Annotated in this window: 23 protein-coding genes; 2 read left to right on the forward strand and 21 right to left on the reverse strand. The window is 39.7% G+C overall.

Features of this window, described 5'->3' with window-relative positions:
- Nucleotides 1-17: 17 nt before the first annotated feature.
- From B4B65_RS13025 to B4B65_RS13120, 20 genes are read right to left on the reverse strand one after another with little or no spacing between them, the layout of a single operon-like run.
- Complete coding sequence (locus tag B4B65_RS13025) at nucleotides 18-2,402, reverse strand: GumC family protein (protein WP_293916022.1); 2,385 nt, start codon at nucleotides 2,400-2,402, stop codon at nucleotides 18-20.
- 8 nt (nucleotides 2,403-2,410) lie between these two features.
- Complete coding sequence (locus B4B65_RS13030; RefSeq protein WP_293916023.1) at nucleotides 2,411-3,214, reverse strand: polysaccharide biosynthesis/export family protein; 804 nt, start codon at nucleotides 3,212-3,214, stop codon at nucleotides 2,411-2,413.
- The gene (locus tag B4B65_RS13035; protein ID WP_293916024.1) at nucleotides 3,211-4,152 is read right to left on the reverse strand and encodes a hypothetical protein; all 942 of its coding nucleotides are present in this window, start codon (nucleotides 4,150-4,152) and stop codon (nucleotides 3,211-3,213) included. The genes B4B65_RS13030 and B4B65_RS13035 overlap by 4 nt, the downstream gene beginning before the upstream one ends.
- An 11-nt stretch (nucleotides 4,153-4,163) precedes the next feature.
- Complete coding sequence (locus tag B4B65_RS13040) at nucleotides 4,164-5,789, reverse strand: ABC transporter ATP-binding protein (RefSeq protein WP_293916025.1); 1,626 nt, start codon at nucleotides 5,787-5,789, stop codon at nucleotides 4,164-4,166.
- On the reverse strand, nucleotides 5,786-6,886 hold the full coding sequence (locus B4B65_RS13045) for a nucleotidyltransferase domain-containing protein (RefSeq protein WP_293916026.1): 1,101 nt from the start codon (nucleotides 6,884-6,886) through the stop codon (nucleotides 5,786-5,788). The genes B4B65_RS13040 and B4B65_RS13045 overlap by 4 nt, the downstream gene beginning before the upstream one ends.
- Nucleotide 6,887: 1 nt before the next feature.
- Nucleotides 6,888-7,163, reverse strand: a complete 276-nt coding sequence (locus tag B4B65_RS13050) for a PqqD family protein (protein WP_293916027.1) — start codon at nucleotides 7,161-7,163, stop codon at nucleotides 6,888-6,890.
- Complete coding sequence (locus B4B65_RS13055) at nucleotides 7,163-7,633, reverse strand: S24/S26 family peptidase (protein ID WP_293916028.1); 471 nt, start codon at nucleotides 7,631-7,633, stop codon at nucleotides 7,163-7,165. Before B4B65_RS13055 ends, B4B65_RS13050 begins: the two co-directional genes overlap by 1 nt.
- Nucleotides 7,634-7,645: 12 nt before the next feature.
- On the reverse strand, nucleotides 7,646-8,764 hold the full coding sequence (locus B4B65_RS13060) for a glycosyltransferase (RefSeq protein ID WP_293916029.1): 1,119 nt from the start codon (nucleotides 8,762-8,764) through the stop codon (nucleotides 7,646-7,648).
- Between the two features lie 8 nt (nucleotides 8,765-8,772).
- Entirely contained in the window at nucleotides 8,773-9,921 is a 1,149-nt protein-coding gene (locus B4B65_RS13065; RefSeq protein ID WP_293916030.1) for a glycosyltransferase, read from the reverse strand.
- Nucleotides 9,921-11,048 carry a glycosyltransferase family 4 protein gene (locus tag B4B65_RS13070; RefSeq protein ID WP_293916031.1) on the reverse strand — a complete coding sequence of 376 codons (1,128 nt, stop codon included), beginning with the start codon at nucleotides 11,046-11,048 and terminating at the stop codon, nucleotides 9,921-9,923. Before B4B65_RS13070 ends, B4B65_RS13065 begins: the two co-directional genes overlap by 1 nt.
- 35 nt (nucleotides 11,049-11,083) lie before the next feature.
- Nucleotides 11,084-12,208 carry a glycosyltransferase family 4 protein gene (locus tag B4B65_RS13075; protein WP_293916032.1) on the reverse strand — a complete coding sequence of 375 codons (1,125 nt, stop codon included), beginning with the start codon at nucleotides 12,206-12,208 and terminating at the stop codon, nucleotides 11,084-11,086.
- A 15-nt stretch (nucleotides 12,209-12,223) separates the two neighbouring features.
- Nucleotides 12,224-13,549 carry a hypothetical protein gene (locus B4B65_RS13080; RefSeq protein WP_293916033.1) on the reverse strand — a complete coding sequence of 442 codons (1,326 nt, stop codon included), beginning with the start codon at nucleotides 13,547-13,549 and terminating at the stop codon, nucleotides 12,224-12,226.
- 13 nt (nucleotides 13,550-13,562) lie between these two features.
- Nucleotides 13,563-14,561 (reverse strand): glycosyltransferase family 2 protein, encoded by a 999-nt coding sequence (locus B4B65_RS13085; RefSeq protein WP_293916034.1) that lies wholly within the window; start codon nucleotides 14,559-14,561, stop codon nucleotides 13,563-13,565.
- Nucleotides 14,562-14,604: 43 nt separating this feature from the next.
- On the reverse strand, nucleotides 14,605-15,480 hold the full coding sequence (locus B4B65_RS13090) for a GT-D fold domain-containing glycosyltransferase (RefSeq protein WP_293916035.1): 876 nt from the start codon (nucleotides 15,478-15,480) through the stop codon (nucleotides 14,605-14,607).
- Nucleotides 15,481-15,517: 37 nt separating this feature from the next.
- On the reverse strand, nucleotides 15,518-16,507 hold the full coding sequence (locus B4B65_RS13095; RefSeq protein ID WP_293916036.1) for a glycosyltransferase: 990 nt from the start codon (nucleotides 16,505-16,507) through the stop codon (nucleotides 15,518-15,520).
- Nucleotides 16,504-18,030, reverse strand: a complete 1,527-nt coding sequence (locus tag B4B65_RS13100) for a lipopolysaccharide biosynthesis protein (RefSeq protein ID WP_293916037.1) — start codon at nucleotides 18,028-18,030, stop codon at nucleotides 16,504-16,506. Before B4B65_RS13100 ends, B4B65_RS13095 begins: the two co-directional genes overlap by 4 nt.
- Nucleotides 18,031-18,032: 2 nt before the next feature.
- Nucleotides 18,033-18,995 carry an NAD-dependent epimerase/dehydratase family protein gene (locus B4B65_RS13105; RefSeq protein ID WP_293916038.1) on the reverse strand — a complete coding sequence of 321 codons (963 nt, stop codon included), beginning with the start codon at nucleotides 18,993-18,995 and terminating at the stop codon, nucleotides 18,033-18,035.
- Nucleotides 18,996-19,010: 15 nt separating this feature from the next.
- Complete coding sequence (locus tag B4B65_RS13110; protein ID WP_293916039.1) at nucleotides 19,011-20,240, reverse strand: MraY family glycosyltransferase; 1,230 nt, start codon at nucleotides 20,238-20,240, stop codon at nucleotides 19,011-19,013.
- Nucleotides 20,241-21,236 (reverse strand): DUF5106 domain-containing protein, encoded by a 996-nt coding sequence (locus tag B4B65_RS13115; RefSeq protein ID WP_293916040.1) that lies wholly within the window; start codon nucleotides 21,234-21,236, stop codon nucleotides 20,241-20,243. It lies immediately after the preceding gene.
- A gap of 34 nt (nucleotides 21,237-21,270) precedes the next feature.
- Nucleotides 21,271-21,798 carry an ISAon1 family transposase N-terminal region protein gene (locus B4B65_RS13120; protein ID WP_293916041.1) on the reverse strand — a complete coding sequence of 176 codons (528 nt, stop codon included), beginning with the start codon at nucleotides 21,796-21,798 and terminating at the stop codon, nucleotides 21,271-21,273.
- 629 nt (nucleotides 21,799-22,427) lie between these two features.
- Between B4B65_RS13120 and B4B65_RS13125 the strand changes: the two genes are divergently transcribed.
- On the forward strand, nucleotides 22,428-23,501 hold the full coding sequence (locus tag B4B65_RS13125; RefSeq protein WP_293916042.1) for an NAD(P)H-dependent flavin oxidoreductase: 1,074 nt from the start codon (nucleotides 22,428-22,430) through the stop codon (nucleotides 23,499-23,501).
- A gap of 13 nt (nucleotides 23,502-23,514) precedes the next feature.
- Entirely contained in the window at nucleotides 23,515-24,192 is a 678-nt protein-coding gene (locus tag B4B65_RS13130; RefSeq protein WP_293916043.1) for a hypothetical protein, read from the forward strand.
- Nucleotides 24,193-24,226: 34 nt separating this feature from the next.
- On the opposite strand, the gene B4B65_RS13135 is transcribed toward B4B65_RS13130, so the two are convergent.
- Nucleotides 24,227-24,940, reverse strand: a complete 714-nt coding sequence (locus tag B4B65_RS13135) for a class I SAM-dependent methyltransferase (protein ID WP_293916044.1) — start codon at nucleotides 24,938-24,940, stop codon at nucleotides 24,227-24,229.
- Between the last annotated feature and the right edge of the window lie 57 nt (nucleotides 24,941-24,997).

The raw sequence follows: 24,997 nt of genomic DNA on the forward strand, positions 1-24,997 counted from the left end.
CTTATCAACTCACACAATCAACTTCTGATTTTCTTCCAAAGCATAGAGAGCTTATTGCTTTTCTTTTGCTCCCCATAGCCGTACCCGTAGCCATACCCGTAACCATAGCCGTAACCATATCCTCTTCTTCCATGTTTTAATCCGTTCAGAATGATGGACATATTGGACAGTTTACCTTCATTACGTATTTTATTAATATCCGGCAATTGTCTTCTGTCCATTTTGCCTGCCCTTATCATAAATATAGTCAGATCCGAAATCCGGTTGACAATACTCGCATCGGCCACTAGTCCGGCCGGCACACCATCCACGACTATGTAGTCATACCTGTTTCGGAGTTCGGCCACCAGATCATCCAAACGCTTGCTTAACAACAGTTCTACTGGATTGGGTGCGACGATACCGATAGGTATAATATCTATATTATCCGCAATTCCACTTTTGCTGATTGTATCATCTATCGAAACATTGTTATTGGACAGGTAATGACTTGCTCCCAATGTATTTTTGATATGGAGTCGGGAACTGATTGTTCCTTTACGCAGATCCAGATCTAATATTAAGATCCTTTTGTCCAGAAAAGACAAAGTAGCGGCCAGATGGAGTGCAGTAAATGTCTTACCTGCACCAATACTAAAGGAGGTAAACGTAATCACCTGAGGAGGCTTACCGTTTGCCGCCATAAAACCGATGTTGGTTCTTATGATACGAAAGGCTTCCGTAAGCACATCACGTCCAGTCTTACTGACCAGTACGGTATTGTCATCAGATTTAATTTTTGCGGCCTGCGGTATTTCTCCAAGGAAAGGAATATCCAGCACACTTTCGATATCCTGTCTCCCCCGTACTCCGGTATTGAATATCAACATAAACAACAGCACGACTGCCGGCAGTACCATACCTATTCCGACACCGGTCATTACTTTCTTGAAACGTACAGGATATACAGGCGTGTCCGGACCGTATGCCGGATCAATAATACGGATATTATCATCGGTCATCGCTTTATTCAAGGCATTCTCTTCCCGCTTATTCAATAGAAACACATACAATTCTTCTTTTACTTTTTGTTGTCTTTCTACCGAAAGCATGATTCTCTGTTTCTGTGGAATCTGTATTACTTTACCTCTCGCCTGTTGCTCTTCCTGTCTTGCCTTCTGTATCCTTACCCGAAGACCTTCTGTGGCATTATCTACAGCCCGGTCTATATTACTGCGCATAGCTCCCAGTGCTCTGTCCATATCCTGTACTATAGGATTCTCCGTACTACTACCTTCTACCAATCTGTTTCTGCGTAATAATGTACTGTTATAGTCGGTGATCTGACTTTCTATATTGGATTCAACCAGACCTGTATTGCTGGGAATAAGTTCATTTTTCTTAGCTTTATTGTCCAGATGACTACGCATCATATCCACCAGTTTGATATCTGTTTCCAGTTTATTTCTTTCTCCCTGATATTGCTTAGATTCACCGAGATACATTTCTCCGGCCATATTCACATCCACTCCCTGATTGGCCGTCTTGAGCTGTTCAATATTGTTTTCCACATTCCCCAGTTCACTTTCAATAATCTGTAGCCTTTCTCTGATAAATTGTGCTGTATTAATGGCAATCTGATTTTTATCTTCCAATGAAAATTCATTATAAACTGTAATCAGTGTGGTGATAATATCACTTGCTCTCGCAGCAGACTGATCTTCCAGTGTAATCTGCAGCAGAGAGGCGTCTTCTTCCATTTGCTGGATCTTGAGATTTCCCATAATATAGCCTACCATAGTTTCCCTTGTATGTTTGTTTACCTCTATATCCTCTCCTAAAGCGGATGAATTAAAATATTTGGTTCCAGTAATTATAATCCGGCCAACAGGTGTATTGACTTCTTTCCCAAGCTCTATTTTAAGTTCTTTATCTTTGTCGGCGCCATTCCATTTTTGGAGTAACACGTATTTCTGATCCAAAGGTGTAAGTGTAAATGAAAAGCTTTGCTCCGGCTTTTTATTCAGCCAGGTCACTTTTAACGGGCTCTGGTTATATAGTTCTTCATCTCTCAGCCCCTTGCGTACGGTATAACTGATATCTGCATCAAGACGATCGATCGTCCTCCTCATCAGTTCCTTTGAATTCAACTGGAGTATTTCACCGGCCACACTCACCGAGTTAAAGGCAGCATTAGTCTTCGTAATTCGGGCTGTAGAAGGTGTATTCATCGGGGTCTTGATCATGACCATTTCTGAGCTGCGGTACATATAAGCTGCACGGCTGTACTGATAATAATAATAACCACCGAAAAGCAGCACGGAGAGAGCAAACCATTTCCAGTGTATAGTCAGATATTTAAACAGATCAAGGATATTGACCGATTTTTCCGCTTTTAAATTGTCCTGTGTTGTAAGATTCATATCAACTGTTATTTGAGTAGAATAAGTGTAGAAATAAGGATACCTATTAACCCGATTCCTGTAGAAATAAATTGCCAGCTCTGCTGTTCTTTAGCACCCACGGTTCCTCCGCGTGGCATGACATATACAATATCGTTTTGCTTGAGAACATAGGTCGGAGACTGAAACACTTCTTCGGACTGTATATTATTGATGGTCATCTTTCTGACACCATTTTCCTCACGAATGACAGCTATTTTGTTTGGCGCACCATTGCTGGTCAGTCCTCCTGCCCGGGAGACAGCATCAAAAAGAGTAATAGCCCCATCCGGCACATCTATTACGCCTACTTTGTTTATTTCGCCCATTACATTTACTCTAAAATTGAGCAATTCTGTTCGTACAATTGGTTCATTAATCAGTCTGCCATCTATCAGCTTTTTACGGATAAACTCTTTAAGTTCTTCCATGGACAATCCCTCCACTTTTAGCGATCCTAATATCGGAAAATCTATTTCTCCGGTCTGATTGACCAGATAGCCTTTTGTAAGAGTTGCTCCGCCGGGAGCTGCTCCGTTAGCCGATATATTTCCCTTTTCCGTTACACTGTAAGTGCTCTCTCCGATATTGAAAGGCACGGCAAGTTCAGGGGTTTTGGCACTAACTACGATACTCAGGCGATCTCCTTTCTGAATACGGGTTAATTTAGCCTCCTGAACGCGGTATGCCGAGTCCGGTACCATGTCCTGTACATAAGCCATTCGTTTTGATATCAGACAAGAGTTTAATAATATGACACTGCATAACATTAATCCAAAAATCAGTCTTTTCATTCTTCGTTAATTTTATATTTATTATTTATTTCATTGTAACATAATTCAGCCGCAGCCTTTTGCGGGAGACAATCCAGTACACCTATAGGTACGAATTGTACAATCCGTGTCAGTGTAGTAGTCATCTGGTCAAAAAGCATTCTGTTCCAGCGGATAGAAGAACAACTCGGTAACACGGTAATCAGTCCTTCTGCTCCGGATTTCCAATGCATTATATTGGAGCCGGACTGGTTGAGTCGCACCATACTCCGCAACGGTACACCTTTATTTTTATAACAATCTGTTTTTCCACTCCATGGTGATCCGTAGATCACTATCTGTCCGTCAGGCAGGATACGAACTACAGGATTATCATCATTGAGCAAAGCAGTATCCTGAAGATATTTGGCCCAAAGAAGACTGTGTGTACTCTTACCTGTTCCGCTTTTACCCAGAAATGCGTAGCCGTGACCGTCTTTCTCTACTACAGAAGCGTGCAGCATCAGACTCTGATAAGGTAAAATGGCTTGTCCGTAAACCACCATCAGCAACCAGCTTAACACGGATGTGGAGTACAGTTCTTCCCGAACAACACGAATCACTGAATGCGCAAAATCTTTGGTACTATACATAACCCAACGACGGTCACTTAATTCACTTTTGACAGTGGTGACGTAGCACTTTTCCGCTTCTTCAAATTGAAAATTATCCTGCCACACGATAGAAATATTACTTAGCATTTTCAGTTCCCCTACTTCCATTGCAACAGCAGATTCTGTAATTTCTACAGTCATAGGATATAGTGTCTCTTCTCCCGGTTCTTCATAAAAGCCGGCAAATGTAGGAAGTGCCCTTTGCAGATCTATACTGACAGGTACAATAAGTTTGAGCCTATGACCTGCTATCCGGAAATAGACGGTCTTTCGGATCTGCTGACAACTATATGTAGTATCACTCATATTATTCAGGACTATATATAGATCTGTTGATCACACTGTTGTGCCAACTTAAGATCATGTGTAACAAAAACTATTATCTTATCTTTCCCAGCCTCTTTCACCCGATTGAATACTTTTTGTGCTGTATCTCCATCTAATGCTGAAGTGATCTCATCAAAGAGCCATATACCGGAATTTCCCATCATAGCTCTTGCGATAGCTACGCGTTGCGCCTGTCCTTCTGACAATCCATAGCCTGATTCACCAATTATGGTATCCAACCCGTCGGGCAGGTCATACACAAATTCTGCACAGGCCAGATATAAGGCCTTGTGAATCTGTGACGCAGTGGGTTCTTCTTTACCTGTAATTAGGTTTTCACGTATAGTCGTACTGAACAATTTATCACCCTGAGGTACATAGGCCATATTGATGCGGTGTCTGTTTGTAAGCAAATAACTATTATGTGTTGTATGTATACGGATTTCACCACTGTCAGGCTGTATTAATGCCAGCAATAAGCGGATCAAGGTAGTCTTTCCTTTACCACTGGTACCGACAATGGCTACAGGTTTACCAGCCTTTATCTGCAAACACAGCTTATTGATAATCAGCTGATCTTCATATCTGAAATCAACTTTTTCCAGGGATACAGACTCCGGCTGAGAGATATATTCGGCATCGGTTTCTTCCTCTGTCTCCACTTCCAGAAGCTCCTGTACCCGGTCTGTTGCAGTTCTGAATCGGATGAAAAGTGGAATAAAACTCATCAATGAAACTATAGGAGACTGAATACGTCCAACCAATTGCAAGAAGGCTGTCATTGTCCCGAAAGAAATCTGTGCCGTATGGAGTTGATATACTCCCCAGATAAATGTGATCAGAAATCCGGCATTGATAGTTGTTTTCAATGCAGCCTGTGAAAAAGTAGAGAAATTCAATAATTGTAATTTAAGTTTGTAAATCTTGTCCTGACTGTGCTGTACTTTATTCCAACGAACAGCCTGCATACCTAAGGCCCGAATGGATGTCCGAAAACGGATATTTTCCTGCACGACATTTCCCAGCTCACTTTCTGCCTGTTTTTGACGCATGTTCAAGGCTCTCAGGCGCCTGAAATATATTTTTGAAAACAGAAACAAAGGAGAAATAGCCAGAATAAGCAAGGCTAGCATGGGATCCATGAGCCATAAAAATCCAAATGAAGCAAATAGCCTGATGACCGTAAGTATACAAGATAAAAAGGAGTAACCAATCATCTGTACGATCTCCTGACAATCCGAATGTATACGCACCTGAATATCCCCAGTACTCCATCTCTTTACGTATTTCCACACAGACATCATTTGAGATTTCATAATTTTATTCTGTATTTCAATCAACATCTTTGCACGGACTTTTTCATTGAGCCAATCAGCGTACAATCTTGTTATCAATCCAAGCAATACGCTACCTACAGCAAAAACAAGTGCCGGTTTCCAGGCTACAGCATCTTTATTTATCACCAGATCTACTGCTTTTTTGGACCAGTACACAAATAACAGAGATAAGAATATAGCACACAGTTCCAGACAGAAAAACAACAGCAACTGCCAGCGTTGACTCTTTGCAAAGGACGATGCCCATTTGATATAACCGATGAGACTTGTATATATCATTTTTTAGCTCTCCATCCTGAATAAAGCTGTACCAAAGGGAAGAAGATGGCCTCCATAGGTGCATACCCTACATATTTTATAAGATTACCTGTCACTTGCTTTCTGGTATCTGTACGTGTTGCAGATGTGGAACTGTCCGGCTGATATCTGCTATCATGAAAACCGAAATTGCCTGATTGTAAAATATCCTGCATCATCCAGTCTGCGGAACGCTTTAGTTTAGTATCAAAAGGCAGAAAATCTTGCGGAAGTCCGATATACCTGTGTAATATATCATGAAGCAGATATATCCACTTGATAATTCCGACTTTAGAATAGATCTTTTTAAGATAAGTTCCGTCTAAATAGTGATGATGTACATAGTAAATACGTGCGGCATCACACAATTGCCGTATACCTATACCAAAAGATAACTGATGTTTCAGGATATGGGTATTGACCTGCAGAATATTCAATACTGGTGCCGGCATCAACCAGATTCTATCGTCCATCCGGACATGTATACTGTTTCTGAATTCTGATTTTTCCAGCTTTTTGAGATAGGATTTGCAAAACGGATTATGAATATCAAAGATGTGCTGGTGATGGTCTATTTCAACTCCCTTCCATAGATAACATGCACTATACCCTGCTGTCTGGGATATTACAATCTCCATATCCGCTATTAGTTGATTTGCTCTGATATAATCATTCTGATTGGGAAAATACCAGTCAATATCGCCAGAGATACGACTGTCCGGATTTTCATATAATGTAGAAAGTCCCTGCCCCTTTAATAAAACAACCTCAATATCGGATTTTTCAAATAAGGCAAACTGCTCACTTACAGCAGCATTCATCATCTTATTATGTTGTGCAGCTTTTTCTACCCTCACCACCCATCTAAGCAAAATAGTTTTCGGAGGGTGAAATGCGGCATCCAGATGTTGCAATGCATCCAATACAATGCCTTCTACTGTTTGGTTTACGGACATTGTGTACAGCACTTCCCATTCCTGATCAGACAACGGAAAAGAAGTGTCCTGATCAATGGAAGTATTCCAGAGACCGGAACGCAAAAGCGTAAAGAATGCGTTTGTTACCCTGTCCTTTATCATTTCAGACTTCTATCAATAAACCTTCGTTCTGCAAATCCTGAATCAGACTTTTTGCATCCTCTTGTGCTGTTTCAGCAGTCAGATCGTAGTTATCCAGTAATAATTTCACAATAGTGGCATCTGAAAATTCGATCCCCTTCAGCTCATTCCATAAAAAAGCGGCCGTCTCATTAAGCGTATATACCTTAGACATATCTGCCATCCCTTGCCCGGGATCTACTATAATGTATTCCTCTCCGATCTTTCTCAAACGAATATCTGTTCTCAATTTCATCATTATTTTATCTCCTCTCTTATAGTCTTTATTTTGTTATATACACGGCGTATAAAACGCAATCTATACCATATAAATGCTGCACACATGTGCAGTTTTGAATTCACACAAACTTCTTTATCACCACGATAGCCTCTCACAACTACAGCTATGATATCGGACATGTGCACATCTTCTACCTGAACCAGATTACCATCCCCAACCAGCCTGATTTTTTTGGCAGATTTTTCTATCCATGCAATACGGTGCAGGATGTAGGATTTATTCCATAAAGCCAACACAATCTTTCCTGTCTTCAAATCTGATTTTTCAGCCCTTTTCAAAACAACCTGATCCTCCGGATGTAGAAAGGGAAGCATACTGTTTCCGGAGACTGCGATCCGGACTATCTGATTTTCGTTCAGTATCTGCCTGACCTGCTCAAAAAACACTTTGTTAGCTATTCTGTACTTCTCCCTGTCTGGTACTAACATATCCCTGCGACCTTAATCCATTAATAGTTGTTGATACAGACTGACACAACGTTCTACCATAAACTCCCGTGTAAACATAGCTTCGTATCGCTCTTTACTTCCTTTTTGCAACTTTTGCAAAAGATTATTATCCTCACATACTTTACTGATAGCTGAGGCTAGCTGATCTGCATTTTCAATATTGACGACGAGACCGGATACCTCATTTTTGTTGACCCAACTTACTCCCGATCCCGGAATATCCGTAGATATGACCGGCTTCCCACAAGACATGGCTTCGATCTGTACAATGGCAAATGCTTCTGTTTTCTGAATAGAACTCAGACAAAAGATATCACATGCTTCATAATAAGCCGGCAGCTCTTCATCAGATATAAATCCTGCCAGTTGTACCTTATCCTCTAATCCAAGCTCCTGAATAAGTTTAGTAAGGGAATCTTCTAACGGTCCTTTACCTCCGATTACGATCTGATAGCTGCTGTCCAGCTTCTTTGCAGCACGTATCAGATATTCGTATCCTTTATATTCTACCAGACGTCCCAGTGAAAAAACAATTCGCTTTCCTGCATATTTACTTCTGACTTCTGATGCTTTATATTCATCAGCGATGACCGGAAGTACACCGATGGGAATATAATCTACCTTGTGCTGTACCCGTGCTAAAAAAGGGGATTGACGGACATAAACCGGACTTGTGCCTACAATAAGATCTGCACGTCTGATAAGCCAGCTTTGCAATGGACTGTAGAGCTTGAGAAGCATCTTTTGCTTTACAATATCACTGTGCCAGTGTAGCACTACCCTTCCTTTGTATCCCGACAGGAAAAGGGCAAGACTGGCCATCGGATCAGGGTGATGGATATGGATAATATCATAATTCCCTGCTATTTTGCGTAAGGTGCTGATCATACCTGGTGCAATCATTGTTGCCGCAAACTTAAACCGGGTATGCATAATCATTATTTTAGCATATTTATTGAGGACAATATTTCCGGCAGGATAATCTTCAGTTGCTGCACATAACATATCACAGGAGATCTGCTGTGAAGACAAACCTAACATCAGATCGTACATCACTTTTTCTACCCCTCCCCGAATGGGGTAAAATTTGCCAACTTGTAATATGTTCATTCTCTCCATCATATACTCTCTTTCATTTCATTCTGATCAGCAGACAGCAGGATCGTAAACAGACTTTCCCACGAACCTGCTGTGGGCTTTTCTATATTCTTTTTAGGCAGAGGTTTCAGAAAATGACTCTCTCCGTGTATCAGACTATACATGTATTTGCTTAACCGGGAATAATCCTGAGGATCGAAAAAAGCAGTTTTCTCACTTCCTGCAGCGGTTTCATAGGCGTAAGGAAGATCTGCCAGTAACATCGGCTTATGAAAAGCTGCAAACTCGGAAACAGGTAAGCCCCATGTTTCGGCTTTGGAAGGAAATATCAGGCAGTCACACTTCTGGTAATAGTCCAGTAATATGTCCTTTGTCAGGAATCCGGCAAATACCAGCGAGTCAAAACGGTCTCCCCAGTTCTTATACAACCACCGTGCGTAGGCATTTTCATCTCCTTTGACGGTGATATATACTTTGAAATCTAAGTGCCTGTATCTGGTTCCCAATTCTTCCACAGCCCGACATATTACTTCAAAATTTTTATGACTATTGGGAGATGCGGCATATATAAAAGAGTATTTCGGAAAAATAACTCTGCAATCTTTTGCTGTTACCTGTTCCAATGTTTTGGAAGCTGGCGGAGGAGCGACAATTACCCGTCTCTTATGCAACCCGAACAAATCCTGCATCGCTTTTCTAAACCAGTCCTGCTGTACGACAACGTATCTGTTTTTCCGAATATTAAGACTATATATATAGCGTGTGAACAATGCAAAAAGAACAATCTTTGGTGTCCAGAACAGTTCCTTCCACTTCCATTTATAGAAGGCAAACGGACTGTGGCAATACACTGCTCTGCGCTCTGCAATCACATTTGGAGAGGTATCATGCAGCGAAAGCCACAGATACACCGGGGCCAGCTGTCTGCTGATCTTTTTCAGAGCAACATACTCATACCATATCCGGTTGATCCAGCGTTTTTTGGGCCACTGCGTTTCGATGTATACTATACCCGGAAAATCTGCCAGTTCTCTTCTATGTACAACAGCCACCACCTTGTATTCCCCGCTTTCGGCTAAAACAGAGAGATACTGCAAGCAGTCCCTAAGTATGGCTAAAGTTCCGGCTTCAACCAGGTTGACTGCGGATATGACGATTGTCTTCTTCATTAATCTGAAAGTCCGTTAAATAAGTTCAACCATTGTTGCATAACTGCTGTTTCAGAGTAGCGTCGCGACATTTCTACCGCATTTCCCCCCATCTCCTTCCGCAGATTATTGTTTTCTATCAACAGATTTATTTTTTCAGCAAAATCTTCGCTATCTCCTTCTTCTATCAGAAAGCCATTACGCCCGTTCTCAATGATATCTCTTGGTCCGCACTTACATGCATAAGCAATCAAAGGCAATCCGCAAGTCTGAGCTTCTGTTAAAGCCAGACCAAAACCTTCGTAACGGGAAGTCATAACTAGCATGGAACTGCCCAGATACGCTTGTTCAATATTCTTGACAGGCGCACATAAATGAATCACTTCCGAAAGTTTTAATTCATCAATTATCTGTTGCAAATACTCTTTTAATGGCCCTTGTCCATATATATTCAGCATCCAGTCCGGATGGACCTGATGAACCTGCTGCCATATACGGATCAGATTGTCAAAGCCCTTTTGATAGTCATATCGTCCGACAGCTATCACATTTTTTGTTTCCAAAAGCGCCTGTTGATCTGCCACAAAACTGTTAGCATTGGGTATAACGGTCATATGAGGTATATCTCCCCAATATGCTTTGTCTTCTTGTGTCAGGACAACAAAACTGTCGTACTGCTTTACAATATTTAAATCTTCTGCAGCTCGAAACTGATCAATCCATTTCCATATGCCTTTTCTGTTGTATTGTATACGCTTATATCTGGAAAAATGAATCTCCATAACTTTCTTGCTGCCATCTTTAATTTTATGTAAAAAAGATCCGTCATGGTCAAACATGGATATTGCAATATCTGCATTCAGCTTCTTCAACAAAGCACTTAATGCCTTTCTATGCTTTCTCTGTTTTCTAAAATATGTGACCATTCTGGTCAACAGTCCTTTCTCCAGATCATCCTTATAATTTATGCCGAGATCATGCTGATTTATCCGGGGATCTAAAAGAAAGTAAGGTTTACGTGCCTTCTGATCTGTCGTAATAATACTGACGTCATACCCCTGACGTACCAGATAATTCGCTTTATTGGCCAGTACTCTTTCCATTCCTCCGGAATTAAAAGTCCCTGATATACAGTACACTACAATCATAAGAGTTGGTTATTTTTCATTAAATCCATCTTTTCTTATCCATTGCTCAGTTCGGTGAATAGCATTAACCACCTCTCCATTATGGCTTTCTCTGAGAATTTTAGGGAATGAACTTTGGCTGATTTTCCCATTTTCACTCTTAGCCCATCATCAGAGATCACCCTTTTGATACGATCGGATAACATATTTATATCACCAACTTCTACCAAAAAGCCATTTTCACCTTCCGTAATAATATCCCTGGGTCCACATTTACAGGCATAGGAAACAAGAGGAACTCCACAGGCTTGTCCTTCCAGCAAGACCATACCCAGTCCTTCATAATAGGAGCTTAGCACAACAAGCGAACTATGGAGATAGAGATTCATAATATCCAGAGTTGAAGGCGTCAGTTCGACAGTATGGCTCAGATGCGACTCGTTAATCTGTTTTTGTAGCGTTTCCCTCAAATAGCCATCACCTACTATCTTCAGTTTCCATTCAGGAAATTGCTGATATACGCTGCTCCAGGCCTTTATCAGATCTGAATAATTCTTTTCATAGCTATAACGCCCGACGGCAAGTACAATTTTCTGATCTAAACGGGACGATTCTATTGGTTCAAATGTATTTGCATTCGGAATAACCGTTATATTCTTAAGTTTTCCCCAAAAGGGTTTATCCTCATGGGTCAATACAACGAATTTGTCATACTTCCTGATGATCTGGATATCTATAAAATCCCTAACCTTACCTAATATTCGATTCTTTTGTCTGTTATACTGCCAAGTAAATCGGGACACATGCGTCTCCAATACCTTACGACTACCATCCTTTATAGTTGGCAGAAAATAGAAATCCTTTCTAAACATAGATATTACGATATCCGCATGTAGATCAGTAAGAATTCTTTTCAATCGCTTTCTGTGTAACAGAAGATTTTTTATAAATCCCAGCCATCTTATCGGAGATGACTTCTGATCGTACTTAAAATAATTTATATCCAGATCTACATGCTGTATTTTACCGGATAGTGGATAATAGGATTGGTTGTCAAGCTGATCCACGGTTATAATAAATACCTCATGCCCCTCTTCTGTCAGAAAATTAGCTTTATTAGCAAGAACCCTTGTCATTCCGCCTGCATACCAAGTATTATTTATACAATACACTATTTTCATTTTTTATTTTCTGTTTTAAACATTGATATTGCCGGTTAAGCTAACATGGCTATGCTTATTTTCAACTGAATATGAATCTTTTGCCGTTTCATTTTCCAAACAGAATAACAAGGCATAAATCAAAAAAAGATCTGTAGAAACTTTCACCCAGATTATGAAACACAGCAATAGTAACAGCAAAAGAAACAGATGATAATTGGAAAGTTTATAACTACAGACCCAGGTATTGCAAACAAAAAACAAAGAAAAAGCTAACATCCCTGTAAGGCCACAATACAGTACAAAACGACAATAACCGATATCTGTTCCAAAAGCCCAGTTGTCAAATAATCCATATCCGATAATCCAGCCCTGCGTATCATGCGGCCAGATCCAGGCATTCATCAGTAAATTTGTAGAACCGGTTTCCCATTCTCCCTTTTCAAACCAGTTAAAAAAACCTTCAAATCCGTACCGTAAGAGTTGTTTCATATCAGCATCACTACTGTACAGGTAGATACCGGCCAATGCTGCGCATGCTAATATCAGAACCATTATGCCCAGAGATCTCAGCGTACTTATCTTTACCTCTGAACCAATAATTCGAGAGTCTATCAGATACAATAACAGCCCCATTGACATGCCGATGATGGTCGTTCTGGAAATGATATTGCCTACAAAACTGATAAAGAAGAACGCTCCCCAATAAAAAAAAGGCTCCCATTTATTCTTATCAGCCGAAATATCTTTAGCCAATACAGCACCTATAGCCAGCAAAACAATAGAAAATCGGGTACCTGCAGGATCCAGAGCAGCTCCTATACCATACAAGCGTTTCACTTCATTCAGAAAATCGGAATCAGCAATAGTCGCCTGTGAAATATATTGATCAACAAAGAACTTTACGGAATCCACATTATCGATAAGTAAAGCCAGTGCACACTGTAGCACACAGGCACAGGCCAGATAAAAAACCATCAGCTTGAACGTCACTTTTTTATGAAAGATGCGTAAAAACCAATACGTAGTATACGCAGCGCTGAGCCAGGTAAAAAAGGAAAGAAAATAGGTAGCGTACGTATAGTCACTTGTATAGTTATAATCTACTGCAATAAAACAAATGAGACTAAACATTACCACAAAAAACAGAGGTGCAATCAGCTCCTTATCGATAGCAATTTCTCTGGACACAATACATCTGTAAGCAAGGACTACAGCACCTATGACTGCAAATCCAATCTTTGTATTGAAGCTTTTGGGCATAAAGAAATTAAAACCAAAAGGAAAAAAATAACAGCTCATGACTATGGTGCACAGAATACCTCCCCATATAGAAACTTGTTTTGTATGTAGTGTCTCCATCTGATTATTTCTTTTATCGGTATAATACACCATATACAAACCTTATTATCAAATAGTAGTGTAGTCGTAAAAACCAATAGTGGCCTTTCACGGCAGCACTTTGCAGCAGACGGATACGCCAGGACAAACTCCTGTTAGCTGTTGCATAAACATTGACTTCTGAAAACCAAACCCGCCAAAGATCATAATCTGACTTTCTCCGGGAGATTAGTAAGGGAAGTTTTATATGTAACTTCAAATGGCGGAACAGATTCTCCAAATCCGGTATATCTTTATATACACTGGCATAAAGACAAGCCTCCACTTCTTCGACATGGGTCGAGACATCAGGGATATGATCTGTTGAGGAAACTCGGGTCAGGGATTCTGCATTGGACTGGCTGTAGTGATAAAGTGCACGGTTTACATAACACACCACATCAGCACAACTAAATAATCTTATCGTCATCAACAAGTCTTCCCCCATATTCTTGCCGTCAATAAAACGAATCTGATTTTTTTCGTAAAGCGAGCGTTTAACCATAAACAACCAAAGATTCCATCGCATAGTACCGCGCAGAATTTTTTCAATAGCCTCCCAGGCGGTATTGAAAGAAGGCTGATTCATCCTGCGCTCATTCTTTGTAAAACTCAGGTACCAGTTGCACCCCACAACATCTGCATCAACCCTTACAGCCTCTCTGACAAGAAGTTCAATAGCATCCGCATCGAGTGTGTCATCCGCATCCACAAAGTATATGTAATCACCGGTGGCATTGTTAAGTCCCGTATTACGGGCTGTTGAAACACCCTGATTTTCAGCATGGATCATATACTTTACAGACATCTGCCGGCTCTCTAGTATTTCCACATATCGGGTTAAGAAGGTATCACTGCGGTCTGTACTGCAATCATTGATCAATATAATCTCCAGGTGCCTATACGTCTGTTTCATAATAGATTCAATGGCGTATTGCAATGTCTTTTCAGCATTGTACACAGGAATAATAATCGATACTAAAGGGCTATACATATATGTTATTATAATGAGGAATACGATTACTTGGAATGTGATTTCAGAATATACTTTTGATGATTTGAGCGTGATATATAGCGTCCTGCGTTTCTTCTTCCATCAGCGATTCAGAAACTTCATTGACATGTTTTCCCTTCACTTCAACTTTGGAGCTTGCTCCTCGCAGAAACCATTCATACTCAATATCGATATGACCGATATCGACTGCCTGCACATTCAGTTTGCTCAAGTCATAGGCTAACACCGTAGCAGAAGCTCCCAAAGCGATAAGGATCAAATCATATTGCATTGCCACTATAGACACTTCCTCCAGAATACGATCGTACAAAGAGAAAGCCTGCCTGGAAAGAGTGATGATTCGATGAACAGACTCTGCCCCTGCAAACAAATCATTTCCCATACCCAGACGACTCATATTGCCTTCTACAAGCAACACCTGCTTACCTTTCCACAATTCTTTTATACCATCGAAAAAGATTGATACACCAGCTTTATTTTTATAATCCATGTAAGGTCTGGTAATATTTGCATTATAATACGTTCTCTTAAAGTCTAAATAATTCAGATATCTCCTGTAGTGAAATACCGTAAAATGCTTCCAGAATCTCCGCCCCTCTTCACCAAAGTCTTGCACTCCAGACAAACCAGGAGCTAAACATATCATACAACTATCCATATTGCTCTTTAAAATTTCTCTCAGCCGTTGAGACAAAACCGAATCAAGATTCTGAAAACCAGAATGTTCCGTACCACTGATCATATGAAGTTCTGCATCTCCAAATCTTGCAACAGATCGCTTTGTCTTTATAATACTTGCTAAAGTCTCACCATTACTGGCAATTTTAGGAAACGGAAAGACGAACCTCATTATCGGATACATCAGCAATACATATATTTTTATCAGGTAATTTTTCATTCTCTATACTTTAAAAATTAACATGCAGGCGCTCTTTTCAAAAAAAGAAGCGACCTATGGTCTTATTGAAAATCACCAGTAAATAATAATATTTACACTGGGCCAGCAAGTCAAACATCCGCTGAACTTTACCTTTCCGATTCCCGTAATTCTCATAGAATATTTCATGAACAAGACCGTGTTCACATATATCTTTAAGTTTGGCCGCCATACTTGTGATCCCTTCATTGTGTAAAGAAGAAATATACCGGTGAAGGAAAAATTGAATCAAATCTGACTTGGCAAATTTTAAATCCACATGATACTTATTTTCCAATGCCGAATAGGTAACATTTATTCGTGTCGATGCATCCAGCAGGTAGCCCGCTGTAACCCACTTTGATGACAACTGACCAATACGTCCATGTGTGTAGACATACCCCTCGTAAGAAGATACTTTGAGGGAATTAATATGCAGCAGATATTTATTATTAAACAGCGTATCCTCTCCGCTAAAAAGATCACAATCAAATCTTAATTGTTCCCGTTTGATAATACTACTTCGGTACAATTTGCCCCAGGGATAAGTAAATCCTGAAACAACAGTGCTGCTCAGACATCTGCCAATATCATCTACAGAGTTGTAGACAGCATCGGAAAATATAGTTTTACGATTATCCGGAAACGTTGCTGAAGAACACAAGACCAGATCTGAATCTCTCCATTTCATCAACTCTTTCAGATATTCGGCTTCAATTTTATCATCCGAATCTATAAAAGTAACATAGGATCCCGTTGCGATATCCAAGCCTGTATTTCTTGCCCGGCTTACTCCCCCGTTTTCCTGATGTATAACGCGAATACGATCATCCTTTTCCGAATATCTCAAACAGATATCCGCTGAATTATCTTGGGAACCATCATTAACCAAAATAACCTCAAAACTGACATAAGACTGATGCAGAATCGAATCCACACAACGCTCCAGCGTCGTCCCTGCATTGTATACCGGTACTATTACAGAAACTTGAACCCCTTCGTCTCTCATAAACACAACCGCTTTTTAAACTTGTAAAACATCAACTTCAACTTATACCTGTCAAATTTCATAAACAAGGTCAGCAGAAACAGAATGGATCCTATTAACAATACATTCACCATAAAGCTCAGCCAGGAATTTATGGCGATAACATTAAAATATTTCCAGAGATACGTAAGTCCAACAAGCCAGACAAACCCCCATAATCCATTTGCTATCTTGATCAGAAAATACCAACGGCTTTCTCCAAGACAGTAAGAAGCATATAAAGGAGTAAAGGTAACGTGGCTCAACACCCCAGTGATCAAGGATGCTAAAGGAATAGCATAAATACCCAAACGGCTGTACCGACATAAACAGATAACAAGGATCAGGTTAACAATGGAGATAAAGATACCCCAGAAGGAGGCCAGCTTCAGTTTGTTGGTAATGACAAATACATGGTAAATCGTATCAATGGTCCCGTTGATAACCACCGGAATTAAACTAAGTAAAGAAATATAGTAAAGCGTACGGTGATCTTGTCCGGGAAGCCAGAGTTTGAAAAACTCTTCTCCGTATACAAAGAATATAGCCAGCGGAACCAACACAATCAGAAAGATGGCTTTAAAAGAAAATGATAAAATGGATTTAAACTTAATCTCATCTTTAACCGAATACGCTTTTATCAGTTCAGGTAGAAAAACAGGAACAACAATACCCAGAAGCAATTGAATGGCCGTAGGAACAAATTTTGTCAGAGACAACAGCCCCATACCTGATGCATTAAAAAAACGGTTGGCCACCAGTAAATCCAATTGCGTATTGATAACATTCGACAAACTCATAACCGAGTTCCATATCCCGGAACCAACCAGCAGAAATACAGCAGGCCAGGAAAACAAACTCAAACTGATACGCACTTCGGGCAACAGTCTTCTGGTACTACGATAGTTAACATAAAAAAAGTACACCGCATTGATCAGAACAACAACCCCTAAAAAGTAGATCCGTGGCGTGAAAAAATAGAATAAAACTACCGTAACCAGTAATTTCAGAATATTGATCACAAAATTGTAAAAAGCGATCTTGTCCAGCCGGTTCAAAGCAAAAGCGGCTATAGAAAAAACAGAACTGGAGACATTTATAATCAGACTCAGAAATACCAGAATAAACAATAGCCGCACATCAGATACTAATGGAACAGGGATATCTAAAGCAACTTCAATAAAAAGACAGAAAACAGTACTAACCAACAGGAAAAGACCCGAAATAATAAAATTCCCAAATAACACAGAATTGAAATAAACGTTCACTTCCTGCACATCTTTTTTCTCCAGACTCATCGTTATAAATCTGGCTGCCATAGAGTTTAATGCTATAGTTATAATGCCAGTATACATTACGAAATTACTGGACAAGGGAAAAAAACCATAAGCATCTTTACCTAATGTTTCAACGATATAAGGAGTTAGAAAAAAAGAAACACCCACTCCTGTAAATGCACTTAATAGATTAGATATCAGATTAATAAAAAACTGCCGTTTATCCATTTTTAGTGTTTTTCAAACTCTTCATTCAACATTCTTCGCAATCCCTCTTCCATCGTATAGGGTGGAACAAAACCTGAGGACATCGCCTTAGAGGAATCGTATTGGGTCACAGCGCAAAACTTACGCACACGTACCGAACTGATAGTAAGTTTTCTGCGCGTCACCCAGGCCAGTACATCAAAACCATAGCCTCCCAACATCCCCAACCAGTAAGGAATACGGGTGGCCGGAATATGTTTATTCAGAATACTACCTGTATGATACACCAGGTCATTAGTTGTAAAATCCGGCTTATCGACATAGTTATAGACGTTATAACCCTGCCTTTTTTCCTCTGCCAGAAAACGCATAAACGCTATAATATTGCCGATATAGGACATAGATTTCTGATTGTTCCCCTTCCCTATCATCCTGAATTTTCCGGTAGCAATCTGATGCAGCAGATGGTACACATTGCCCCTGTTTCCTTCTCCAAATATGACAGTTGGACGTATAATATTTATATTCCATTCCTTATGCGAGGCATACCATTCCTGCAAGACCTGCTCGGCTTCCCACTTGCTCTTTCCATAATGATTGAAGGGGGCGGCTGCAAAACTTTCATCCGGATTATTCTTGTCCAGTCCGTATATGGCTACAGAACTGGTAAAAAGGATACGGGTAATTCCATTAGTCTGCATCGCATCCAAAATATTCTTCATCCCCTGGACATTCACATCATAATACAACGAAACAGGCGTAACATCATCCCGGTGCTCGGCTGCCAGTAAGATCACCAGATCGGCTCCTGACAAACGGTTGCATAGTAAAGTCCGGTTAAGCACATTTCCTACATACGTGATATCCGCATGTTTTTTACTCTCCTGCTTATCAATATTTACAAGTTCGTAAGCCGTAGTTTCTACTAAAAGATCAATCAATTGTGTTCCTACAAAACCGGAACCTCCAACTATAACTATTTTCATCTCTAAATCTTTTTGTTATTCTGAAGACATACTGAACGGTTCATCTGTACTCCGGTATAAAGTTTCACTCGTCTCTCTTTTTTCTTCTCCAATACTCTTATTTTCTGCTGTCGCTGCATGATCATCAGCCAGCCGGTTTGATCGGATTTTGCCGATTTTATCAAAAGCATATTGAAAGCAGATCCACAGCACAATATCTGCCAGTACAACAATATTGTTGCTGATATAATGCACGGCCAGCCCGTTGACCAGACAGAAAAATAACGCCATACCTAATATGGCCAGCATGGCCTGGCGATGCGACAAACCAATAGATAACAACTTATGATGTAAATGATTACGATCAGGCTTAAATAAAGGCATTTTGTTTCTCCAGCGGATAAACATTACTCGGGCCACATCAAAAACAGGAACGATTAGCGTAGAGAAAGCTGCAACAATAGCGCCTTCTGAGAAAGGCTTTATGTCAGAATTGTTCATCGCAAAGCTGATGGCCAGAAAAGCAATAGAATAACCCAAAGTCAGACTCCCGGTATCTCCCATAAAGATCTGACGACGACGATGTGCAATACCAAAAACATTGAAATAGAAAAAAGGAAGAAGCACACCGGCGGTAATAAAGGCAAACATGGCATGCAGCCAGGCACCGTAAAAAATAAACATTGATCCCAATACAACAGCACCTATTGCCACAACACCTGAGCAAAGTCCATCCAATCCATCCATCAGATTCACCGCATTGATAATAAGTACGACCGCAAACAAGGTCAGCGGTATCCCAACCCATGGAGACAGCGAGGTGATGAACAGAATACCATACATATCGTTAATCCACAGACCCGATACAGGCAGAAGGGAGGCAACGAACAACTGAGTGATAAATTTCCATTTATAATCCATCCCAATAAGGTCATCTGCAATGCCCACCAAAAAAAGAATAACCAAACCACAAACCAGCATCATTAGCATCGGGACAATAATCCAGGACTTGACATCAATATTCAGATCCAGCGAATAAGATCCCATTTTATAAATCACTACTAAAGTAATCACCAGCACACAGCACTGTATAGGAGCAAAAGCTACTCCGCCCAGTCGCGGAATAATACGCTGATGATGCTTACGGGAATCTACAGGATCAAACAACCGCTTTTTGTAAGTAATCAACATGATGTAAGGAATAATCCACTTACTCAGAAGTACAGCTAAAACAAAAGGAATAACAAATACAATTAAAATCTCCATTTAACTTAATTTTTTAATGTCAGTATGCTTTAATTCAGCGCTACTAGCATTTAATGAAAGCAGATTATGAGTAGTAAGAAAATATAACAGATGCTCTAAATCCGTATCTTTTAAAAGCACGCGTTGATCCTGATCTAACAGATACATAGTCGGTGCCGCTTTCAGGTCATACAGATTATGGCTAAGGATGTGCTGATTTTTATCTATTCCGTTTAACCAGTTTGCGGGCATCTGAGGAAAATAATCCCGCCAGATTTCTTCATTTCCTACAGCATACACAGCCAGTACTTTCAATAATTTCTTATTATCAATCAGCCTGTTCAGCTCCGGTATTTCTTTCATTCTGGCAATCGTAGCCTTACAGCTGTTGCAATCAGGCTCATAGAACATAAGCAGCAGATAAGGGGATTCAATATCACGCAGCTTTAAAACTTTGCCCGATTGCAGGGTGACTGAAAAGGTTGTAGCCAGAGTACCTTCTTTGTTCTTTTGAACAGTTTTTAAGACTTGCCTGTATTCACTCTTTTCATCGACAGAAACCTGATCCGAACTGATCAGATATTTCAATACAGGTTCATAATAGAGATCGCTCCGCAAAGGAGAATTCGGATCGTATAGATATTTTCGAAAAAGTTTCTGAAAAAAGGAAAAAGCTCTTGGATTACTCTGCGATTTGCTTAACATGTTAAAGACTGACTTCTCAATTTCAGCATCAGAAGAAGATGGAAAAAGACCAATAAAATCTGCAATAGCCTGCTCTCCGTTTTTCTCATACATCTGCTCATTATCAAAATCAAAATTGTCCCAGAATTGACAGATAGACTGACCAGCAATAAAGCTGTTATCTGAAACATCAGAAGATGTTACAGGAAAACTCTCTACAGTACTAATGTCTCCTTCCTCCTTCTTATTTTTGATAGTTGTATTTACACAAGAGCCAGAAATAACCATTGAAATTACTAGAGAAATAGTAAACTGTAATTTTGTAAATTTCATATTCCTTTTGATATATCTCATCCGTCAGTAATACTTATTCACTTTTCATATATTCGCCAAATTCATTGGTAACTCTTATCAGCGTACTAAAATCCTCCCATTTATTATAGACAATACGGTTAACTCCGTCTACCATCCATTTTCTGCGCCTCAGACACATAAAAGACTTTTGGCCACGGATAGGGAAATCCTGAATAATTATAGAATCCAAAAATCCTTTAGATATCAATAAATCTTTTTCAAACCCTCTGGGAGCCTTTTCATATTCTTCCAGATAGAAGTACAGCGCCCTCTGTTTTTTTTCCACTCTTATTAATTCGAAGCTATTCAACAAATTTACAGGCAGTATACGGGATGATAACTCAGAACATATCTTACAGTTTTTTTCCTGGTCTACCTTTTGGTTGTCCTCTTTACGTTGCTTACGTTGATATTCATCCAACCATCTTATAATGGTTTTTTGTGACTTAATATCATACTCAAGCATAGCTTCTTTCAATAACAGTTCTCCCGATACAATTTTTTGCACGACATTCTGTTTGTTCAATAAAGAATACTTCATATCCCTAAACTTATTTTAATAAAAAATTTTCTTGATTTTCGTTCGTTAGTGCCAAATCAAATAAATAACTTTTAAGTGTGTTCAGAAACACTACATATAGTCGGATTTTAAAAGTTATAATGCAAAGATAGATACACTACAAGACAATTTTACTTTCAGCTAATAAAATAACAAACAGACAAACATGCAAAACACGCTTACAGATGCAATATTCATACACTATGTAGATGTACATCTACACTTTCAAAAAATTAATTGTAGATAAAAGTTTACATACCCCGCCGTTTACAAGCTCTTTGTTACATAAATTATTTATCGAATCACAATATTAAGTTTTCATATTCGTGCAAACAACACACTTCATTCCTCATAGTAAAATCAATATCTACAAAGTGTCAATAATACACCAAAAACCATATAATCGGATTAAATTATTTCCATAAATAACAATAACGGATTACAATCAAAAAGCAGGAAGTTTTCTTACATACAATTCACGCCATTCTTTGTAATTTTAGAAATATAAGATATTCCTGCTAAGCAGAATGCTCTGACAGAATTAGCGTTATGCCCTTATACTTAGTCAGATTTTGATGTCCGGTAGAAAAATGATCATAAAAAAGAATTGTATGGATATAAAATGGAAAAATGAGATTACAGAACGATTAGGAGTAAGTTATCCCATTATTCAGGCTCCGATGTTGGGTGTAACCAGTCCTGAGATGGTAGCAGCTGCTTCTTCATCAGGGTGTCTGGGCTCGCTGGCACTCGGAGACCTTACTGCAGAACAATGTTTAGCAGCTATTCGTCAAACAAAATTGCTAACATCCAAACCCTTTGCTGTCAATTTCTTTGCACACACTATCCCGTCTGTTACAGATCAGCTCGTTTCAAAATATAATACCGTTCGGTCTTTTGTAGAGGACCTGGCAAGAAAACATAATTTGCAGGTTGAAATTCCGGATCTTGATCAGGTGCAACTCCATAATTATCATGAACAGGTTGCTGTTATTCTGCAGGAAAAATGTCCTGTTGTAAGCTTTACCTTCGGAAATCTCGATGATTCTACAATATCCCTTTTCAAACATAACGAAACTATACTTATCGGCACATGTACCAGCCTGGATGAAGCCCTTGCTCTGGAGAGGTCAGGTATAGATATGATCTGTATCCAAGGTATAGAAGCAGGCGGACACAGAGGAAGTTTTATGGATGGTTCACTTCCCTTAGTTGGTGGGTTTTCTTTATTAAGTCAGGTAAGAAAACATGTTGGTGTGCCTGTCATCTATGCAGGTGGCATCTATAATGCCAACAGTCTGAGAGCGGCACATACATTAGGTGCTCATGGATTTCAGATCGGAAGTATGCTGCTCACCAGTCAGGAAAGTATCTTAAAACCCTTTGAAAAAGAACGCTTACAACAGCTGAAAAGCAGTGATGTTGTCCTGACCAACAGTTTTACAGGAAGATATGCCCGTGGCATTCGCAACCTGTTTTCAAAAGAAGCCGAAGAATCCGGAAATATACTACCTTATCCTTATCAGAATAAATTGACTGCGCCTTTGAGGTTAGCATCAAAAGCCAGCCAGAATCCTGACCTCGTCAGTATATGGGTAGGTCAGTCGCCTTATTCGTTCAGCACAGCTTCTACAGCAGATATACTACGTAACCTGATCCGCGAAGTCGAATTCCAAGATCTGTAAATTAATATTATCGATGAAAAACATATACTATATACTTGTCTCTATTTGTCTGCTTGCGTGCAATTCACGTCCGGCCCAGGATAAGACACAAATAAATGCTGACTCCACAATTCTATCAAAAGACACGTTGCCAACTCCCCCTGCAAAAAGTAAAACTACACAGACCGCAGAACAGAAGTTTCTATGGCGGGAAGCTCAGTATGATGAAGAGTTAAAAGACACATTCAATATGATCAGAATCAATGAGGATCTTGCAAAAAATCTTTCGGACCCTGAACGTGCCGCACTAGGTTACGTAGCGACTTTTATAGGAAATGAATGCCAGTGGGACGGCCCCTATAAAGACGACCACAGTAATCTGAAATGTAAGATACTGACTGTCCTTCAGCTTGGATATCAGTGTTCTGAACAGCATCTTGGTTTTCTCAAAAAGTGGTTCAACGAAGATAAAACTGTTCTGGAAGAATTAAAGGGATGTCCTACTATTCCGGACGGAGCAACTATACAAAATACATTTGATGAAATATCCTTTAAAAAGGACGGGGATAAGTTAGCTGTAAGCTTTATAGTCAGTGGCTACAATATGCGTGAAGAAAAAAGCTGGAAATGGGTAGAAACGGATTACTTTGAGATCAATGGAAGTACAATCAGATGCGTCAGAAAGGACAAAGGAAAAGTGACACCCGGATAGAAACGGGCATCACCGGAAATGATAATACGATCTCTTATCTGAAAGCCACAAATGAAGCAAAACAAAGATTTTTGTGCAATACATCTGCAGTCTTAAATCCTACCTGACGTAACAGATCCAGCTGATAAATCAACGTTTGCGGAGTATCTTCTTTTTCAATATACGCAAACACATGATCACGATATGCTTCATCTTTAAGTCCTTTCAAATATGCTCCGTAACGCTCTTTATAAATCAATTGCTGTATACCTTCTCCCTCCTGAATAAGCAGATCAAAGATCCAGATACTGCCTCCGGGACGCAGCCATTGATAAAATTTTGTGAATGCAGACTCCCAGTCTGCATCTGTTCTTAAATGATGTAATACAGCTGTTGCTATAATAACATCAAAACGCGCTGACGGAAATTCCAGAGTCTGAAAATCAGCCTTGATAGCATCCACCCGTCCTGATGTAAGCGGTTGTATACGTTCTACAGCTTTATCGAGCATAGGTTGGCTGAGATCAACCACAGTTATATTTGGATTATTGACTTTTGACAACAGCTTGACCGGATAATTACCGGCTCCGCAACCTACATCCAGTACATCTCCGATCTGCTTATAACTGGCAGCGATACCGTCTGTAATTAATTCCATATTGTACAGCGCATCCAAAGTCGTCTGTTGTCCGGTATCCAGATTGGAAAACCGGGCAACGTCCTGATCAAAACGCTCTTCTATCTCTTTCAATGTTGATTTATGTTCCATATGATCTCTCCTTTATATTTCAAAAATAAAGACATTAATAATACCTTAAAAATACTA

Origin of the sequence: Sphingobacterium sp. UBA5789 (assembly GCF_002418355.1) — a bacterium.
Classification (GTDB): Bacteria; Bacteroidota; Bacteroidia; order Sphingobacteriales; family Sphingobacteriaceae; genus Sphingobacterium.

What these genes read in the sequence shown, in the direction of transcription:
- B4B65_RS13075 (WP_293916032.1), bottom strand. Translation starts at nt 12,208, where the DNA reads ATGAAAATAGTGTATTGTATAAATAATACTTGGTATGCAGGCGGAATG.
- B4B65_RS13080 (WP_293916033.1), bottom strand. Translation starts at nt 13,549, where the DNA reads ATGGAGACACTACATACAAAACAAGTTTCTATATGGGGAGGTATTCTG.
- B4B65_RS13095 (WP_293916036.1), bottom strand. Translation starts at nt 16,507, where the DNA reads ATGAGAGACGAAGGGGTTCAAGTTTCTGTAATAGTACCGGTATACAAT.
- B4B65_RS13135 (WP_293916044.1), bottom strand. Translation starts at nt 24,940, where the DNA reads ATGGAACATAAATCAACATTGAAAGAGATAGAAGAGCGTTTTGATCAG.
- B4B65_RS13120 (WP_293916041.1), bottom strand. Translation starts at nt 21,798, where the DNA reads ATGAAGTATTCTTTATTGAACAAACAGAATGTCGTGCAAAAAATTGTA.
- B4B65_RS13100 (WP_293916037.1), bottom strand. Translation starts at nt 18,030, where the DNA reads ATGGATAAACGGCAGTTTTTTATTAATCTGATATCTAATCTATTAAGT.
- B4B65_RS13110 (WP_293916039.1), bottom strand. Translation starts at nt 20,240, where the DNA reads ATGGAGATTTTAATTGTATTTGTTATTCCTTTTGTTTTAGCTGTACTT.
- B4B65_RS13040 (WP_293916025.1), bottom strand. Translation starts at nt 5,789, where the DNA reads ATGATATATACAAGTCTCATCGGTTATATCAAATGGGCATCGTCCTTT.
- B4B65_RS13125 (WP_293916042.1), top strand. Translation starts at nt 22,428, where the DNA reads ATGGATATAAAATGGAAAAATGAGATTACAGAACGATTAGGAGTAAGT.
- B4B65_RS13065 (WP_293916030.1), bottom strand. Translation starts at nt 9,921, where the DNA reads ATGAAGAAGACAATCGTCATATCCGCAGTCAACCTGGTTGAAGCCGGA.
- B4B65_RS13130 (WP_293916043.1), top strand. Translation starts at nt 23,515, where the DNA reads ATGAAAAACATATACTATATACTTGTCTCTATTTGTCTGCTTGCGTGC.
- B4B65_RS13045 (WP_293916026.1), bottom strand. Translation starts at nt 6,886, where the DNA reads ATGATAAAGGACAGGGTAACAAACGCATTCTTTACGCTTTTGCGTTCC.
- B4B65_RS13060 (WP_293916029.1), bottom strand. Translation starts at nt 8,764, where the DNA reads ATGAACATATTACAAGTTGGCAAATTTTACCCCATTCGGGGAGGGGTA.
- B4B65_RS13115 (WP_293916040.1), bottom strand. Translation starts at nt 21,236, where the DNA reads ATGAAATTTACAAAATTACAGTTTACTATTTCTCTAGTAATTTCAATG.
- B4B65_RS13035 (WP_293916024.1), bottom strand. Translation starts at nt 4,152, where the DNA reads ATGAGTGATACTACATATAGTTGTCAGCAGATCCGAAAGACCGTCTAT.
- B4B65_RS13070 (WP_293916031.1), bottom strand. Translation starts at nt 11,048, where the DNA reads ATGATTGTAGTGTACTGTATATCAGGGACTTTTAATTCCGGAGGAATG.
- B4B65_RS13030 (WP_293916023.1), bottom strand. Translation starts at nt 3,214, where the DNA reads ATGAAAAGACTGATTTTTGGATTAATGTTATGCAGTGTCATATTATTA.
- B4B65_RS13050 (WP_293916027.1), bottom strand. Translation starts at nt 7,163, where the DNA reads ATGATGAAATTGAGAACAGATATTCGTTTGAGAAAGATCGGAGAGGAA.
- B4B65_RS13085 (WP_293916034.1), bottom strand. Translation starts at nt 14,561, where the DNA reads ATGTATAGCCCTTTAGTATCGATTATTATTCCTGTGTACAATGCTGAA.
- B4B65_RS13055 (WP_293916028.1), bottom strand. Translation starts at nt 7,633, where the DNA reads ATGTTAGTACCAGACAGGGAGAAGTACAGAATAGCTAACAAAGTGTTT.
- B4B65_RS13090 (WP_293916035.1), bottom strand. Translation starts at nt 15,480, where the DNA reads ATGAAAAATTACCTGATAAAAATATATGTATTGCTGATGTATCCGATA.
- B4B65_RS13025 (WP_293916022.1), bottom strand. Translation starts at nt 2,402, where the DNA reads ATGAATCTTACAACACAGGACAATTTAAAAGCGGAAAAATCGGTCAAT.
- B4B65_RS13105 (WP_293916038.1), bottom strand. Translation starts at nt 18,995, where the DNA reads ATGAAAATAGTTATAGTTGGAGGTTCCGGTTTTGTAGGAACACAATTG.